Origin of the sequence: Methylomonas koyamae, assembly GCF_001644025.1 — a bacterium.
Taxonomy (GTDB): Bacteria; Pseudomonadota; Gammaproteobacteria; order Methylococcales; family Methylomonadaceae; genus Methylomonas; species Methylomonas koyamae_A.
On sequence record NZ_LUUK01000156.1, the window covers coordinates 1 to 16,298 of the forward strand.

At 57.5% G+C, this 16,298-nt stretch carries 13 protein-coding genes; 10 read left to right on the plus strand and 3 right to left on the minus strand.

Annotation, left to right across the window (positions count from 1 at the left end; translation table 11 throughout):
- The first annotated feature begins 355 nt into the window (after positions 1-355).
- Positions 356-589 carry a type II toxin-antitoxin system MqsA family antitoxin gene (locus tag A1355_RS10885; protein WP_269454755.1) on the plus strand — a complete coding sequence of 78 codons (234 nt, stop codon included), beginning with the start codon at positions 356-358 and terminating at the stop codon, positions 587-589.
- Between the two features lie 374 nt (positions 590-963).
- Here A1355_RS10885 and A1355_RS10890 read toward each other — a convergent pair whose 3' ends face one another.
- The 3 genes from A1355_RS10890 to A1355_RS10900 all read right to left on the minus strand — a co-directional run bounded on the left by A1355_RS10890 (position 964) and on the right by A1355_RS10900 (position 4,427).
- Positions 964-1,611, minus strand: a complete 648-nt coding sequence (locus tag A1355_RS10890) for a hypothetical protein (protein WP_064027920.1) — start codon at positions 1,609-1,611, stop codon at positions 964-966.
- A 171-nt stretch (positions 1,612-1,782) separates the two neighbouring features.
- Positions 1,783-2,895, minus strand: coding sequence for a phosphatidylinositol-specific phospholipase C (locus A1355_RS10895; RefSeq protein WP_064027922.1), 1,113 nt, complete (start codon positions 2,893-2,895; stop codon positions 1,783-1,785).
- Between the two features lie 413 nt (positions 2,896-3,308).
- Positions 3,309-4,427: a hypothetical protein gene (locus A1355_RS10900; RefSeq protein WP_064027924.1), complete on the minus strand. Its 1,119-nt coding sequence runs from the start codon at positions 4,425-4,427 to the stop codon at positions 3,309-3,311.
- Positions 4,428-4,881: 454 nt separating this feature from the next.
- Between A1355_RS10900 and A1355_RS10905 the strand changes: the two genes are divergently transcribed.
- The 9 genes from A1355_RS10905 (at position 4,882) to A1355_RS10945 (ending at position 16,265) form a co-directional block, all read left to right on the plus strand.
- A complete protein-coding gene (locus A1355_RS10905) occupies positions 4,882-6,912 on the plus strand; it encodes a TonB-dependent receptor (protein ID WP_064027926.1) in 2,031 nt (676 codons plus the stop codon).
- Positions 6,913-6,980: 68 nt separating this feature from the next.
- On the plus strand, positions 6,981-8,198 hold the full coding sequence (zigA, locus tag A1355_RS10910; RefSeq protein ID WP_082885491.1) for a zinc metallochaperone GTPase ZigA: 1,218 nt from the start codon (positions 6,981-6,983) through the stop codon (positions 8,196-8,198).
- Positions 8,185-8,418: a hypothetical protein gene (locus tag A1355_RS10915; protein WP_064027928.1), complete on the plus strand. Its 234-nt coding sequence runs from the start codon at positions 8,185-8,187 to the stop codon at positions 8,416-8,418. Before zigA ends, A1355_RS10915 begins: the two co-directional genes overlap by 14 nt.
- Before the next feature lie 7 nt (positions 8,419-8,425).
- Positions 8,426-9,199 (plus strand): ZIP family metal transporter, encoded by a 774-nt coding sequence (locus A1355_RS10920; RefSeq protein WP_064027930.1) that lies wholly within the window; start codon positions 8,426-8,428, stop codon positions 9,197-9,199.
- Positions 9,200-9,209: 10 nt separating this feature from the next.
- Positions 9,210-9,926, plus strand: a complete 717-nt coding sequence (locus A1355_RS10925; RefSeq protein ID WP_064027932.1) for a DUF1826 domain-containing protein — start codon at positions 9,210-9,212, stop codon at positions 9,924-9,926.
- Positions 9,927-10,322: 396 nt separating this feature from the next.
- Positions 10,323-11,972: a formylmethanofuran dehydrogenase subunit A gene (locus A1355_RS10930; protein WP_064027934.1), complete on the plus strand. Its 1,650-nt coding sequence runs from the start codon at positions 10,323-10,325 to the stop codon at positions 11,970-11,972.
- Positions 11,973-11,981: 9 nt separating this feature from the next.
- Positions 11,982-12,782 carry a GTP cyclohydrolase FolE2 gene (gene folE2, locus A1355_RS10935; protein WP_064027935.1) on the plus strand — a complete coding sequence of 267 codons (801 nt, stop codon included), beginning with the start codon at positions 11,982-11,984 and terminating at the stop codon, positions 12,780-12,782.
- 326 nt (positions 12,783-13,108) lie between these two features.
- On the plus strand, positions 13,109-13,825 hold the full coding sequence (locus A1355_RS10940) for a hypothetical protein (RefSeq protein WP_064027937.1): 717 nt from the start codon (positions 13,109-13,111) through the stop codon (positions 13,823-13,825).
- 217 nt (positions 13,826-14,042) lie between these two features.
- Positions 14,043-16,265 (plus strand): TonB-dependent receptor, encoded by a 2,223-nt coding sequence (locus tag A1355_RS10945; RefSeq protein ID WP_064027940.1) that lies wholly within the window; start codon positions 14,043-14,045, stop codon positions 16,263-16,265.
- Positions 16,266-16,298: the final 33 nt, after the last annotated feature.

Genomic DNA, 16,298 nt, shown 5'->3' on the forward strand with positions numbered 1-16,298 from the left:
GTTTTTCACCAGCCTGTTAACGCCGGTTTGCGGACCGGCAGGCGCGATACTTTCGCTACGAAAACCATCCCTGGTTTTCGCCCTGCGGGCCAGCCTATCGGCTGTTCAAATTCGCTCCAGGCGAATTTGTGCATGGCCAAAAGAAAGTATCCAAAGAAAAGCCACCCCATGCCGCTTCAATACTGCACTCCTCCGGGTTTGAGCGGGGTTTTCGGAAGGGCTTTCCTAGCCCTCCGAAAACGCGCGGCATCCCTGCCGCGCCCCTGTCGGGCAACTCCGCCCAAACCCTGCGGTGCTCGGCGCGGCATCAGGGGAAAGGGCGTCGAAAACCGATCCGGCTATAAATACTCCTATGATGTGTGTGATCTGTAAATTGGGCATGATGATAGATGATTTTGCCAGCATTACGCTTGAATTTGGCGAGACTATTCTGGTGTTCAAAAATGTGCCTGCCAAAGTTTGTAATAACTGTGGAGAAGAATATTTCGAAGACAATATCCTTGCTTCGTTGTTCGAACAGGCGAATTCACCGATAAACCAATTATCGCAAATTCAATTACGACACTTTATTAAAAATGAATTAACGTGATAAGCAGGGTAAGGTGGGCACGGTTTTTTTGCCCACGCGGAATTAAAACGGCAGGATATGGTTTCGCTATCGCTAAGATCAATTGTATGCCGGTTCGCCGACAGGCAACCGCGATGCTTGATTTCGATTGGTAATCAAGCTTGAGCTGGGTTACCCGATTTTGGAAGCGTCAGATTTCCGGTCAAATCAATGAAAGCTGGAGTTATCAAGGCGTGATTCCCAAACTGGCGTTTGGGAATCGCCGCTCTCTGCGTTTATTGCTCGGAGGTTTGCGTAAAGATGCCTGAATATTCCTTAACGCACTTCGAGAGAAATCGATCGTAAAAAGTTTACTTCGGAAGGACAGGGTCGGCCTTGTCTAGCAGGCCGCCGGATTAGACAGGATACGCGGTGACGCCGCCGGACGTGAAGCCGTTGGCGTCCTGTACCAAAATTTCCCATCCGTGTGCGGCCGTTGTGCTCCGCCGAATGATTGCGCTACCGGCCAGTGCGGGCAATGCTCGGACCAACACCTGATTGCCGTCGGGGTAAACGGGTAAGTTATTCCACGCCGCCTTGGTGGGTTCGTGATAAAAATAAATGCCTTTGGGTCCGCGATCAACCGCGACGATGGTGCAGCCGCCCAAGCCCACCGTGAAGATATATTGAACGGTTCCCGGCACGCTGTTGGCCGGTATGTAACCGAATTTGCTGGCGTCGTTGGTGTCTTCGTTGATGAAGGGTATCCAACCCGCGATTATCGGCGCGCCCTTGCGCGACGTTTGCGCGTACGCACCTTGTGCGCCAAGTATTTTTAAATCGACGACGGCCGGATACTTGGCGATGGGTACTAAGTCGAACTCCAATGGAATCCGGCATTTTCGTTTACTATCGCTAAATTGACTAGCCAAATGTTTGGCATTAATAGTTTCGTTTAAGCTGTCTTTACCATCCATGGTTTTTCCGGCGTTATAACTGTAAATGAGTTTTTGGCCCATATAGGTTGCCGGGTTGAGACGAAATGCCGCGTTATTGCCTTTCATGGAACACCTCGGGTTTGATAGTGGAAAGTCGCTACTTTTGTAAAAACACTAGCTGACTTTAATTTTCGGTGGCGAAGCCAAAATATTCATCATAATCAGCTGTTAAAATAAAGCCGCCCCTCGTGTTTTCTCTCGTTGCGGAGAGTCGAGGGGCGATCCGGGTATTATGGGTTAATTGGTTTTTTTCAGAAGCACTTCGTTCATTGCAATAATGTTGTTCACCAAACTTCTACCCGGGAAGTCCATCATGACAATACCCATCCGTTTGGTCAGTTTGAGATTGATATTCAAGTTTTTATACAACTGATTGATGGATTGGTAATTAAGCGCCAAATCCGCCAGGAATTTGCTGCTGAGTTGATTGGTGCCCAGGAAAGCGATGGAGCACAATTTACCCAGGCAGCCGACTCTGGGAAAATCCGGATAGGTATTCGGACTGGTTAGCGTGGTTAAACCGGTCAATAATTGCGCTGCATTGGTTTCATGCGAACTGTGGCCGCTGGCGACAAAATAAGGGAATGAACCGTTGCCGCCATCCAGGAAGTTAATATAAATTTTATTGGCATCGCCGGTTGAAGCGGCCATGAAATGCGCTTTGACTTGTTCCCATTTGCCGTACAAATCCCAGTTTGTTTTCAATTTGTAATTGTCCTGTACGGTACCTTGCTTGTAGATTTCGGAATAGTTAATTCCAATGGGCGAACCGGAATAATTTTGTAACAATACCGCCTTACCCCGCATCTCGCCTAGCGTGGGATTAGTAGTACCTTGCAGATCCAAAAACAGGCCGGGGAACTTGCCGACGATGTAATTATAGGTATCGGAGAAACTGCGGGTATTATTCACGCCGACAACATCTTCAGTAACTCGCATAATCACGGTCTCGCTGGGATTAGCCGCCAAAAAGTCATCCACAGCGTTCAATACGTCCTGGTAGGTGGCATTTTGGGTAACCCCTGCGCGAGAAATAATTAAATTATCGTTTTTATGCCAGCAGCGTATATCCAGTACGCGGATTCCGGAGTTTAACTGATCGGCGACGCTCATTGATTGGGTTTGTATATCGTCGTCACCGTAACGAGCCATGGAATCGTGTGTCCCCGGCAGCGAAAGTTCGCTGAGTTTTAACGTATCCGGTAGCGTCTTCATCCACTGCACGTTATTATAAACGCCAATATAGGCATCGTGAGAATAGGCCGCCGTATCGATACCCGAAAATACGTTGCCGCTGAAGCAAGCAATACCGGCAAATGTTAAAGCAGCGAAAGTGGATTTTAGTTTCATGGTTGGATCCTCATATTGATGTTTTAAAAAAGATATTTAAGTGAAACGATCGATATATGAGGGGCAAGCGCTGTGCCAGTTTGGCGAGATTATTTTAAATAGCTGATTTACCTGGGAATAGTTAAGTTCGCTGTTGAACAAAATCGATATTATTGCGGATTCTGGCTACGATATTCAGTAGTGATGACGAAATATCGTAGCTGGGGTCGGTCAGCGAGTGGAATTGAAGCGAATGATTCAGTTCACTCAAAAAGGCGTTGGGCAAAGTCCGGTCGTCATCGAATCGCAATGCCATCGATCGCGGTTAAAGCCTTACCAGCCCAGCTGTTTCATTCTCCGGGGGGAGGCAGTGCTTTCATGATCGTGCGATCCATTGAGCGATTCGACTTACCGGTATCACCGATGCCCCTGCTTCAGTGTGCGGTCGTGTAATAGGCAATAATTTTGTCGGCGACGGCCTTGGCGCCGGCGTCGCCGGTCAGCACCGCGTAGTAATAGAACGACAGGGCGATGTTCACGTAGGAAATGCCTTTTTCGACGCCGAGAAATTTGTCGCCGCCGGGATAGACCCGACTATTGCCGTCGGACAGGATTTCGCCGCTGGGCTTGACGCGGGTCTGTTCCCAAGCGATTCCCGAGCTTATCGCATCCCACAGCCTTTGCCTGATCACCACATCCGTCGGATCGGCATTCAGATACAGGATCAACAAACGAAACAAGCTTACGCCCTGATAGCTGCTGTCATAGCCATCCAGTTCCGGCAACACGCCGTTCGGCCATTGGGCGTTCAAGCCCAGTTCGGTAAACGCGATACCGACATCGATCGCGTCCTGGCGGTTCAGAGCGCGGCCCACCAAATAGAAGCCGGCGCCGTCGTAATACAGGTGATTGGAGAGCGGCGTATCGTAGTCGATCAACAAGTCCTGCTGGGTTAACAGCCAGTCGATCGAGCGGTCCGCCTGTTCCTTGATGATGCCTACCCGGCGACGCAGGTCGGCCGTGTCAGCGCTGGTTTGAAACCACGCGTTGCTGTCCAGCAAAATCAGCGAGCGGCCAAGCTCGCTGAAGAAGAAGGTCGTCGCGTCGGCGTAGTCTTGAGGATAAGGTATCAGGTTGGCCGGCAACGTCGGCGGCACCACGATCGGAAACGAACCGTCGGGATTTTGATGGCCGAAGGCGTATTCCAGCGCTTTGATGCCGGATTCGAGGGCGGCGGCGTTACGCAGATACAAGCCGCGAACGATGGTCCAGGTCACGCCGTCCTGAAAGCGCACCGAAAAATAGCCCGGACGATTTCGCTGCAGCGCGCCTTGCGCATCCGGCACCGCCAGTCCGGCCAGACGATTGATCAGCGTCGCGTTGAAGGATTTGAGCAGCGACCATTCGTTCGTGGAGGGCATGGAGTAAACGCCCACCGGGATAGCCGGATTACTGAGCGCTTGCGTATCCGGCGCGGGATCGCTTGCCGCGATCGCGCAACTAAAAAGCGACGTTGCGGCAAACAGGATGCAAACCAACGGATTTTGGGGCATGTGGTCTCCTTGTCATCGAATGACTTTGGGTTGAATAAAGCGAGGAGCCTGGCCGATGAACGGCGAGTTCGGCTAGCGGTTAGAGTATAGCGGCTTACACCAGGATGGCCGAAAGTCGCCGAACAGTCGCGTTATGAAATGACCGGCGTTGAACCGGACTAAGCATTCGGCAAAGCCTATCCGGTCGGCCCCAGTCGGACGGATGTGTCGGTGTATTGAATCTGCTACTCGCCAGCACCCGCTTTTGAAGGCATCGTTAGCTCAAGCCACTTTTTCAACGTTTTTGGGCCTCCGACGGGCCCGTTCAAATAATTTTCGTAACGATCTACGGAGCACCTTTATTGCATGGTAAGGAACTCTCTCGGCGTTACCTGCGAAACCTGGGTGTTATATTGTTGCATTCGTATTCGTTATAATATAACATTTTTGCCGGCTCCATTTTCCTGTTCCACCGATGAATAAAACTGCTTTTTTCTTGTTGATGCTGCCCGCGAGTTTGCTTCACGCGGAAACCCAAACCGACATCTCGCTGGACGAGGTTATTGTCACCGCGCCGTTGCCGGTGACAAAAGCCGAGGCCGGATCGCCGGTCACTGTGCTTAGCGACGACGAGTTGAGGATGAAAACCGGCCACAGCATAGGGGATACCTTGAAAAACGAACTGGGCATTTCCAGTCAGTCTTTCGGCCCCGGCGTCGGCACGCCGGTAATACGCGGCCAAGCCGGCCCGAGGGTCAGGGTGTTGAGCAACGGCATCGGTAGCAATGATGTATCCGCGATTAGCCCGGACCACGCCACCAGCGTCGAGCCGCTGTTGGCCGAGCGCATCGAAGTGCTGCGCGGCCCGGCGACACTGCTGTACGGCAGCGGTGCGATGGGCGGTGTGGTCAACGTGATCGACAACCGGATTCCCGGCAAGGCCTTCGACAAAGCTTTGAACGCGGCGCTGGAGCAACGCTTCGATTCGACCAGCGACGAAACCAGCACCACGATGAAAGTCGAAGGCAGCAAGGACCATATCGCTTACCACCTGGATGGCTTCTACCGGCATCGTAATAATCTGGACATTGGCGGCCAGGGTATCGATACCGCCAACGTGGCGATCACCGACCCTTCGTTGGAAGTCGTCGACAATCCCAAAGGTTACCTAAACAACACCGGTGCCGAGGCGATCAGCGGTTCGGCCGGCTTGTCCTGGGTCGGCGACAACGGCTTCGCCGGCGCGTCGATCAACAACTTGAACAATAGCTACGGCATCGCCCCGGACGGCACCGGCACGGAAACGGTGCGCATCGCGATGCGCCAGAACAAATACGATTTCAAGAGCGAACTGACTAATCCGCTGCCGTTCGCGAAAACCTTGCGCACCCGGCTGGGCTACACCGATTACCAACACACCGAAATCGCCAACGGCGAGCCCGGCGCTTTTTTCACGAATAAAAGCTACGAAGGCCGCGTCGAACTCAACCATCAAGACATCGGCCCGTTGCGCGGCGCGGTCGGCTTTCAAGCTCAGGTCAGCGATTTCAACGCCGTCGAGAAACTGACCGGCGCCAGCATCGTACCGCGCTCGGACACTTACAGTTACGGCGTGTTCGGCGTCGAAGCCTTCGATTTGGGCCCGGTCACCTACCAACTCGGCACCCGCGTCGAGCAAACCGACGTGCATCCGGACGGCTACACGCCGTTAAGTTACACGCCGGTTAGCGCCTCGGTGTCGGCACTGTGGAAGCTGGACAGCCGCAACAGCCTGAATTTGGCGATCACCCGCTCGTCGCGGGCGCCCAACGTCCAGGAACTGCTGGCCAACGGTTATCACGATGCCACCCGCAGCTTCGAGCTGGGCAGCTTGAGCTTGAAGGAAGAAACCGCTTACAACCTGGACTTGGGCTACCGTTTTAAAAGCGACTGGCTGCGCGCCGAATTGGACTTGTTCCACAACTGGGCCGGCGATTACATTTACCAGCACCGCACCGGCGCCTTCGTCGACGAAGAGGGCAACCCTTGCGCCGTGGACTGTAAACCGGTGGTGCAAAGCAGCCAGCAGGACGCCATTTTCAAAGGCTACGAAGCCAAGCTGATTTTCCCGGTCGTCGAAAATCACCTGGGTTTGGTGGAACTGACCTTGTTCAGCGATTACACCCGGGGCGAATTCAAAACCGGTGGCGACGTGCCGCGCATGCCGCCGCTACGCTACGGCCTGCAACTGGACTACAACAAAGACAAACTCTCCAGCTACCTGCGCCTGACCCGCGCCGACGACCAGACCCACGTCGGCGAGTTCGAGACTTCGACGGCCGGCTATTACTTGCTGAACGTCGGCGTCAATTACCAAATCAAAGCCGCCGGCGACGCCAAGTTGTTGGTATTCGCCAAGGGCAATAACCTACTGGATCAAAACATCCGCAACGCCACGTCCTATCTGCGCAATTTCGCGCCGGAGGCCGGTCGCGGCGCGGAAGTCGGATTTAGACTGAGCTATTAATACGCAAGGGCGCCGCGATTCGCTGGCGCCCTTTTTTTGGACTGCAATTGTTATAGTATAACATCGTCATGACTACGCTAATTCCATCCAAGCTGCCCGTCACGGTCTTGTCCGGCTTTCTCGGCGCCGGTAAAACCACGCTACTCAACCATATTCTCGGTAACCGGGAAAACCGGCGAGTGGCGGTGATCGTCAACGATATGAGCGAGGTTAATATCGACGCCGCGCTGGTAAAGAACGAGGTGCAACTGAATCGCGGCCAGGAAAAGCTGGTCGAAATGAGCAACGGGTGTATTTGCTGCACCCTGCGAGAGGACTTGCTGATCGAGGTCGGCAAACTGGCCAAGGACGGCCGCTTTGATTATTTGGTGATCGAGTCCACCGGTATTGCCGAACCGCTGCCGATTGCCGAGACCTTCACCTTTCGCGACGACAGCGGCATCAGCCTGTCCGACATCGCCAAGTTGGATACGCTGGTGACCGTGGTCGATGCGGTGAATTTCCTGCGTCAATACCAGGAAGCCTTGAGTTTGAAGGAAGCCGGCGAAGCCTTGGGCGAAGACGACGAGCGCAACGTCGCCGACCTGCTGGTCGACCAGATCGAATTCGCCAACGTCATTTTGATTTCCAAGATCGACTTGATCGCCGGCGACGAAATCGCCAATCTGCAAGCGATTTTGCGCAGTCTGAATCCCGATGCCGAAATCGTGCCGATGGTCATGGGCCAAGTCGATCTCGGCCAGGTGCTGGACACCGGTCTGTTCGACTTCGAAAAAGCCGAGCAAGCGCCCGGTTGGCTGAAGGAGTTACGCGGCGAGCACGTTCCCGAGACCGAGGAGTACGGCATCTCCAGCTTCGTTTACCGCGCCCGCCGGCCGTTTCATACCGAGCGCTTTTACCGCCATTTGCACGAAGGCGAATGGGACAACGGCACCTTGCTGCGCTCCAAGGGCTTTTTCTGGCTGGCTTCGCGCCCCGAATACGCCGGCAACTGGTCGCAAGCCGGCGGCATCATGCGCCACGGCTTGGCCGGGCGCTGGTGGGCCTCGGCACCCGAGGAGCAATGGCCGGCCGAGTATCTGGACGACATTCGCGAACAATGGGTCGAGCCCTACGGCGATTGCCGCCAGGAACTGGTCTTCATCGGTCAGAACGTGGATGCCGAAAAGGTCCGTCGCGAACTGGACGCTTGCCTGCTGACCGACGCCGAATTGGCGGCGGGGCCGGATGCGTGGCGCAAACTTCGGGACGATTTCCCACGGTGGTTTAGCGATGGCGGACACTGATGGCTTTCCGCCGTTGACCGGTGGCGAACTGCCGTCGATGCTCGGAGTCGTGCTGAGCTTACGCGACCAAGCCTCGCGGCGAGACACCTTGATCTCCGCCTATCCGCCGATACTGGGTTGCACCGTCGCAGGGGTGCTGTTTCACGCGCCGTCCAGGCGTATCGCCGAATTTAGCGGCCACTCGCACCGCCAACACTTTTCGCGTCCACATCGGGGGTAGCGCCGCCATGAATACTTATTTAGCCACCATCGCCGCCAGTCTCGCGGTCAGCCTGTGCTCGCTATCCAGCGCGTTTGCATTGTGGCTGCCGGCGGCAAGCTTAAAGCGCATTGTGCCGTTCCTGGTGGCACTGGCGGTCGGGGTTTTACTGGGCGACGCCTTCATTCACTTGATTCCGGACGCGGTCGCCCGCCAAGGTTCGGTGAGTACGGTGTGCATGACCGCGTTGATCGGTGTGTTCGGTTTTTTCGTATTGGAAAAGCTGGTGCGCTGGCGCCACGACCACAACGTCGACACCCGGCCTGCCGGTAGCGAAATCCTGCCGCTGGCAAAAATGAATTTGATCGGCGACGCCATCCACAACTTCGTCGACGGCATTCTGATCGCCGGCAGTTTCCTGGCCGATCCGGCACTGGGCCTGACCACCACGCTGGCCATCGTCGCCCACGAAGTGCCTCAGGAACTCGGCGATGTCGGCGCATTGCTGCGCGGCGGTTATGCGCCTAGGCAGGCGGTGTTGTACAACTTTTATTGCTCGCTGAGCGTCGTGCCCGGCGCCTTGTTTACCTTGCTGCTCAGTCAGGTCGCCGCATCGTCCTTGGTCGTGTTGTTGCCGATCGCCGCCGGCGGTTTCATCTACATCGCCGCTTCCGACCTGATTCCGGTCCTGCACGAACGTTCGACCTTGCGCCATCTCGGCGGCCAAAGCGCGTCGTTCGCGCTCGGGATTGCCTTGATGCAAGGTATCGTCGTTTTCGAACAATCCCTGTTAGCCCACTAAGGAGTGACCCATGTTTGCCCGCGCACCTTTCGCTCAAACGGTCGGCTCGCCACGGGTACCGCCCAACAGCTTTCAACCGCTGGAGCGACGCCCCGCGACCAAAACCGTGATGTCCGATCGATTTGCCGATCTGGCCCGAATCTACGAGGAGGACGTCAATCTGTGTTTGATCGACCGACCGTTACCGCTCGAGATCGAAGGCTTCGTTTACGCCGCGCTCAGCAACAAGACCAGAATCGAAATCAGCCAGGCTGTCGATCCCAGCCAGTACGACTTCGGGGCCATTTGGTCGCAAGTTGCCGCTCTGGACGGCTTCCAGGCTTGGCTGGACGACGTGGCCTGGTTGACCTCGGCGTTTTGCGAATTGTTCGGCCAGCGCGAAGCCGGCCTGCGCTTGCGGACTCTGGATAACGCGATGTGCCCTCGGTTTCACGTCGATCGGGTGCCGGCGCGGATGATTTGCAGTTATGGCGGCATCGGCACCGAATGGCTGCCGGAATACGCCGTCGATCGCGACAAACTGGGCATGGGTGGGTGCGGCGTACCGGATCAAGTGTCCGGGTTGATCGCCGACCCCACGGCGATTCGGCAAATGCCGGCCTATGCGGTCGGCCTGATGAAGGGCGAGCACTGGGTAGGCAATGAAGGCCGCGGTTTGGTCCACCGTTCGCCAACCCCAACCGCGGTCCAGCCGCGGCGGCTGTTGTTGACCTTGGATATGTTGTGAGCCGCCGGGTCGTTGCCGCTCGCTTTCCGGCCGATCATCGTCGAAGGTCGCGGCTCGAACGGCGCCAATCACCATCGACCAAGCGGAGCCAATCTCCGTCGGCTGCGTGGGGTCGATGGCCGTTGACCAAGCGGAGCCAATTTCCGGTGGCTGAGCGGAGTCGATGGCCGTTGACCAAGCGGAGCCAGTCTCCGTTGGCAGTGCGGAGTCTATGGTTGTTGGTCAAGCGGAGCCAATCTCCGGTGGCTGAGCGGAGTCGATGGTCGTTGACCAAGCGGAGCCAATCTCCGGTGGCTGAGCGGAGTCGAAGCCAGCCTTGTTTGGCTATACCCGGCTTTCGGCCATTGATTCGTTGGGAATCTCAAGCTTGGTACGCGGTGCGTACCCTACCATCTTATGTTGATTAAGCTCCACAACGGCGCCATTTACGACCCGGCGCAAAACCTGCACGGCGAGATCGGCGACCTGTTCATCCGCGACGGCATCATCGTCGCCGACCCCGGTCCGAACGCGGGTTTCGATGCGATTTACGACGCCACCGGCCAGATCGTCATGGCCGGCGCCATCGACATCCACAGCCATATCGCCGGCGGCAACGTCAACACCGCAAGGCTATTGCTGCCGGAGCAGCACCGCAACCGGATGGCGAGGCGGCTCAATCATCCGTTTTCCACCGCCAAATGGTCCAGTACCGACATCGGCTATCGCTACGCCCGGATGGGCTACACCTGCGTGGTCGAACCGGCCATGCTACCGGTCGGCGCGCTGGACGTGCATCTGCAAATGGCCGACATTCCGATCATCGACACCGCCGCGCTGGCGATACTGGGCAACGACGATCTGCTGTTGCGACTGATGCGCGCCAAGGCCGGCCAAAATCAAATCAACGACTACGTGGCCTGGACTTTAAATGCCACTAGGGCTTTGGGTTTGAAAGTCATCAATGCCGGCGGCGCCAACGCCTTCAAAAGCAACGTCCGCCAGTTCGATCTGGACGACATCGTGCCCGATTACGGCGTCAGTTCCCGACAAATTTTGCAAACCCTGCAACGCGCCGCCTGCGAATTGGGCGTACCGCATCCGGTACACGTGCACTGCAACAATCTGGGCACGCCCGGCAACGTCGAAACCGCCGTCGCCACGATGGAGGCCGCGCAAGGCCTGCCCATGCATCTGGCCCACGTTCAGTTTTACACTTACGGAGCGGAAGGCGCCAAGGGCTTTTCGTCGGCGGCGGCGCGATTATTGGAAGCCTTCAACCGCCATCCCAATATCACGATGGACGTGGGCCAAGTGTTGTTCGGCCAAACGGTGACGATCTCCGGCGACGTGATCGCCCAATATAGCCGCCACGCCGACGCCAGCCCGAGCAAATACGTGATGTGGGACGCCGAAACCGAAGGCTCGGGCGGCGTGGTGCCGTATCGTTACCGCGAAGCCAGCTTCGTCAACACCTTGCAATGGGCGATCGGCCTGGAATTGTTTTTACTGGCCGAGGCCCCGGAACGTTTGTTCTTCACCACCGACCACCCCAACGGCGCGCCGTTTACCGCCTACCCGGAATTAATCCGCTTATTAATGGATGCCGATTACCGGCAGGAGTGCATGGTGGGCTTGAACCAGGAGGCCCTGGCCCTGACCCTGTTGCCGGGTCTAAAACGCGAATTGAATTTTAGCGACATCGCCACGATGACCCGCTCCGCCGCCGCCAAGCTGCTGGGTTTAAACGATCGCGGCCATCTGGCGCCCGGCGCCATCGCCGACATCGCCGTTTATGATCCGGGCCGGCGTGCCGGCGCTCGTCCCGACTATCGGGCGATGTTCGCCGATGCCGCGTTGGTGTTCAAAAACGGTCGAGTGGTGGTCGAGAACGGCGTGGTGGTCGACCGCCCGGACGGCCAAGCCCAGACTTTCACGCCGGATTACGACGCCGGCATCGCCCGCACCGTCAAGCAGCATTTCGACCGCTTCTACAGCCTGAAACTCAATCAATACGCGGTCAACGACGGCGATTTCGGCGAGCGGCCACGTTTTCATTACCTGTAAACCAAACCCATGACGCCCATCGAAGACATTCAAGCCCGCGCCGACAATCGCCGCATTGCCATCGACAAAGTCGGCATCAAGGACATCCTGCATCCGGTGCGGGTTCAGGACAAAAGCGTCGGCGAACAACGCACCGTGGCTCGCTTCGCGATGTACGTGAATCTGCCCCACGACTTCAAGGGCACTCACATGTCGCGCTTCGTCGAAATCCTCAATAGCCACGACCGGGAAATCAGCATCGCCTCGTTTCCGGCCATGCTCCGCGAAATGCTGGACCGCCTGGAAGCCGAATCCGGCTATATCGACATGCGCTTTCCGTACTTCATCGAGAAAGCCGCGCCGGTTAGCGGCGTGCGCAGCCTGCTGGACTATCAGGTCGGCTTCATCGGCGAAATCGACGCCGCAGGCTGCCGCACCAAGGTACAAGTCGTGGTGCCGGTCACCAGCTTGTGCCCGTGCTCCAAGGAAATTTCCGAGCGCGGCGCCCACAACCAGCGCTCCCACGTGACGGTCACGGTGGCGATCGACAGCTTTATTTGGGTGGAAGATCTGATTGCATTGGTCGAAACCGAAGCCTCGTCGCCGATCTACGGCCTGCTGAAGCGCCCGGACGAAAAATACGTGACCGAATACGCCTACGACCACCCGAAATTCGTCGAGGACATGGTTCGAGACGTGGCGGCCCGCCTCGACGCCGAAGCGCGTATCAGCGCCTACACCGTGGAATCGGAAAACTTCGAATCGATCCACAACCACTCGGCTTACGCGTTGATCGAGCGCGATAAGGCGACAACCGGCTGTCGCGACTAATCTCGGCTTGTCCGAAGTTTCCTCTCTACCTTAAGCCGGAGCTCGCGCCAGGCACGACATTCATCGCTTAACGGACGAACGCTAAACTATTGACTTATTTAAACAGTTCTGGTTAAGCCGCGCTCGGAGAGCCTTAGTTTAGCCTTGAGCGAAATCAGCTCATTCAGTGTTCCTTGTTTCCTTCGAGCCGGTCCGAATTCGCAAATCCCACACAAACAAAACCGTTGCGGCGACTATGTTAGATGTTATATTGTTGCATTGTGAGTTTGCTCACATTACTCCCACCAAAAACGTTCGGCGGGTCTGTTTATTTGAGGAGATTAGAAATGCGTAATCCGTGGTTAAAACCTGCTTTGGTATTGGGCCTGGGCCTGAACCTGTCTGCGGCCGTAGCGGCCGAGCAACATGCCGGCGACATTCAACCCTGGCTGGCAAACGGCCAGATCGAACTGAATGCCGGTTTGTTCGAAGCCGACTTCGGCGACCTGTCCGGCGGCGCCTACCGCACCGACGATCCCGGCTACGACGCCGACACGGCACTCGGCGCTTTCGGAGCCGGCAATTGGTTGTGGTTTCAAGCCATCGGCTCGTTGAAATATTGGGACGGCTTCAGTTGGAATGCCAGCGTTCCGAACGGCGAACATGTCGAACTCGAAGACGCGCTCGGCAATACCACCAGTATTTCCGCGTCCGGCGCGTCCAACCCGGCCGGAGTGATCGGCGAATTCGACAGCGCCGGCGATTTGCACGAGCATTTAGACATGACCATCCGCACTGCCGACAACAGCCTGGGCGGTAGCGTCGGCGCCTACTGGATAACCTTGCAATTGTTCGAATCCGCCGCCAATTCGCAGTCCGCGCTGGCCGTTTCGTCCACCTTCGATGTTATCTTCAATCGCGGTCTGCAGATCGCCGCTTACGAAAACGCGGTCGCGGCGGTTAATCCGGCGCCGGTACCGCTGCCGGCCGCGGTTTGGTTGTTCGGCAGCGCCTTGATGGGCGGATTGTGGAGCGTGCGCCGCCGCTCCGCGTTGGATGCCTAAGCATCCCTCGCCGTATTGCTAGCATGGCGTTTCCAATCCGGGGGCGACGCAAGTCGCTCCCGGTGTGGAGCCCACCCAAAACCCAGTCCCGATGATTTTTCGCTCGATATCGCCTCCAATCGGATCGTCTCGCCGTCAGCCGAACATCCCCGCCGACAACGCCCCATGCGCAGCGCGCGGATTATCGCCGCTCGAACCGCCGGCAACCCGCCGCCGCGTGATTCGCTCCGAACTCGGCGCGTCGATTTTGTTGCTGCTGTCGCCGGGTCTCGTATCGGCACTCGCGGCGGAATCCAGCGCCGAATCCGAAGCGCTGGAAATGGAAGCCGTCGAAGTCGTCGAAAAGAAACTTCGTTCCGACTCGGCACCGCAACAAAGCCGAATCAGCGGCGACACCTTGCGGCTACAACAAGCCGATACCTTGGGCAAAACCCTGGAAAATCAGATGGGCTTGGCCAACGCCTCGTTCGGACCCGGCGTCGGCGTGCCGGTGATTCGCGGTCTGACCGGCTCGCGAGTGCGCATCATGCAGGACGGCATCGGCAGCCACGACGCCTCCTTTCTCAGTCCGGACCACGCCGTCGCGATCGAGCCGCTGTTCGCCGAGCAGATCGACGTCGTGCGCGGCCCCGACACCATCCGCTACGGCGGCAACGCCATCGGCGGCATTGTCGACGTCAAGGATAACCGGATTCCGGAGCGCGTCCCCGACCGCCTGATCGAAGGCGCCGTCGAAACCCGCTTCGACACCAACGCCGACGGCACCCATTCCGGCTTCAAGCTGGACCTGGGCAAGGATGCGCTGGCGCTGCGCGTCGCCGGTTTTCATCGCAATCGCAACGACACCGAAATTCCCGGCGAGGCCATCGATACCGGCGCGGTCCGCGAACAGTTCGGCCTGAATAACATCGTCAACGCCAGAGGTACGATTCCGAACACCGACAGCGAGAGCGCCGGCGGCTCGCTGGGCTTGTCCTGGCTGGGCGAGTCGGCGATGGCCGGCATGGCGGTCAGCCGGACCGGTAACCGCTACGGCATTCCCAAGGGCACTCACGGCATCGATCCCAGCGATCTGGACGGTCTGGAATTGTTGCTGCCCGACATCGACCCCGCGCTACTCGGCGAGTTCGCCGACATTCTCGGCGCTGAGGCTCTAAACCCCAGCGTGCGCATCGACATGCGCCAGACCCGTTACGATTTCAAAAGCGAATGGTATCCGCCGTTGCCCGGCATCGAAAAACTGACCTTCCGCTATGGCGTCGTCGATTACGCCCATACCGAAATCGAAGGCGGGCTGCCGTTTACTACCTTCACCAACCAAGTCGGCGAAGGCCGTTTCGAAATCCACCACAAACTATTCAAGGCACTGACCGGCAGTTTCGGCGCCCAGTGGCAGGAGCGCGACTTTTCCGCGTTGGGCGTCGAAACCTTCGTGCCGCCGACCAGCGGCGATACGCTAGGTCTATTTACGCTGCAAAAACTGAAGCTGGCCGACTGGACCTTCGAGGCCGGTTTGCGTACCGAGCGCGTACGCATAGACCCAACCGTCGCCTTCCTGCAATTTCCATCGCCGCTCGGCGTTCCCCCCAGTTTCGCCGACATCGCCCTACCGGACACGCTGACCTTCCGCGCCGACTCGGCCTCGTTGTCCGGCCGCTGGGATCTGAGCGACGACGCGGCCTTGGTTCTGGCGCTCAGCCGCGCCAAACGGGCGCCCGACATCCAGGAACTGTTCGCGATCGGCCCGCATTTGTCCACGCGCAACTTCGAAGTCGGCAACGTCCGACTCGGCAACGAAACCGTCAACCTCGCCGATTTGGGCTTGGACTGGCACTCCGAGCGGCTGGCCGCCAAACTCAACGGTTATTACAATTGGACCGAAAACTACATCTATCAAAAACGTAGCGCCGGTTATTACAGTCACCATCAGGCCCAGTTTTACGCGACTTGCGTCAGTCTGGTGGACTGCCTGCCGATCTATGCCTACGACCAACGCAACGCGCTGTTTTTCGGTTACGAAGCCGAGGCCCAAGCCACACTGGCCGACACCGCTTACGGCCAAGTCAAGCTGACGCTGTTTTCGGACTGGGTGCGGGGCCGGTTTGCCGACGGCGATCGCGCCGACGTGCCGCGCTTGCCGCCGTTGCGCTTCGGCGCCGAACTCGGTTTCGGCGACGTCACTTGGAATGCCGCGATCCGCTATACCCGCGCCGAAGCGCAAGACCGGCCCGGCAGCGGCGAATCGGCAACACCCGGTTATCACCTATTGGCCGCCAGCGCCGACTTTCATTGGAAAAGCCTGGAACCGGTGAATTTTTGGTTGTTCGCCAAGGCCAACAATCTGCTGAACGAAGAAATCCGTAGTTCGGTGTCGTTTTTACGCAATTTCGCGCCGGAGCCTGGACGCAGCGTCGTGATTGGCTTTCGGGCCACGTTTTAGAGCCTCGCGCCCGCGTGCCACGACATGCGCACC

What these genes read in the sequence shown, in the direction of transcription:
- A1355_RS10885 (WP_269454755.1), top strand. Translation starts at nt 356, where the DNA reads ATGTGTGTGATCTGTAAATTGGGCATGATGATAGATGATTTTGCCAGC.
- A1355_RS10890 (WP_064027920.1), bottom strand. Translation starts at nt 1,611, where the DNA reads ATGAAAGGCAATAACGCGGCATTTCGTCTCAACCCGGCAACCTATATG.
- A1355_RS10895 (WP_064027922.1), bottom strand. Translation starts at nt 2,895, where the DNA reads ATGAAACTAAAATCCACTTTCGCTGCTTTAACATTTGCCGGTATTGCT.
- A1355_RS10900 (WP_064027924.1), bottom strand. Translation starts at nt 4,427, where the DNA reads ATGCCCCAAAATCCGTTGGTTTGCATCCTGTTTGCCGCAACGTCGCTT.
- A1355_RS10905 (WP_064027926.1), top strand. Translation starts at nt 4,882, where the DNA reads ATGAATAAAACTGCTTTTTTCTTGTTGATGCTGCCCGCGAGTTTGCTT.
- zigA (WP_082885491.1), top strand. Translation starts at nt 6,981, where the DNA reads ATGACTACGCTAATTCCATCCAAGCTGCCCGTCACGGTCTTGTCCGGC.
- A1355_RS10915 (WP_064027928.1), top strand. Translation starts at nt 8,185, where the DNA reads ATGGCGGACACTGATGGCTTTCCGCCGTTGACCGGTGGCGAACTGCCG.
- A1355_RS10920 (WP_064027930.1), top strand. Translation starts at nt 8,426, where the DNA reads ATGAATACTTATTTAGCCACCATCGCCGCCAGTCTCGCGGTCAGCCTG.
- A1355_RS10925 (WP_064027932.1), top strand. Translation starts at nt 9,210, where the DNA reads ATGTTTGCCCGCGCACCTTTCGCTCAAACGGTCGGCTCGCCACGGGTA.
- A1355_RS10930 (WP_064027934.1), top strand. Translation starts at nt 10,323, where the DNA reads ATGTTGATTAAGCTCCACAACGGCGCCATTTACGACCCGGCGCAAAAC.
- folE2 (WP_064027935.1), top strand. Translation starts at nt 11,982, where the DNA reads ATGACGCCCATCGAAGACATTCAAGCCCGCGCCGACAATCGCCGCATT.
- A1355_RS10940 (WP_064027937.1), top strand. Translation starts at nt 13,109, where the DNA reads ATGCGTAATCCGTGGTTAAAACCTGCTTTGGTATTGGGCCTGGGCCTG.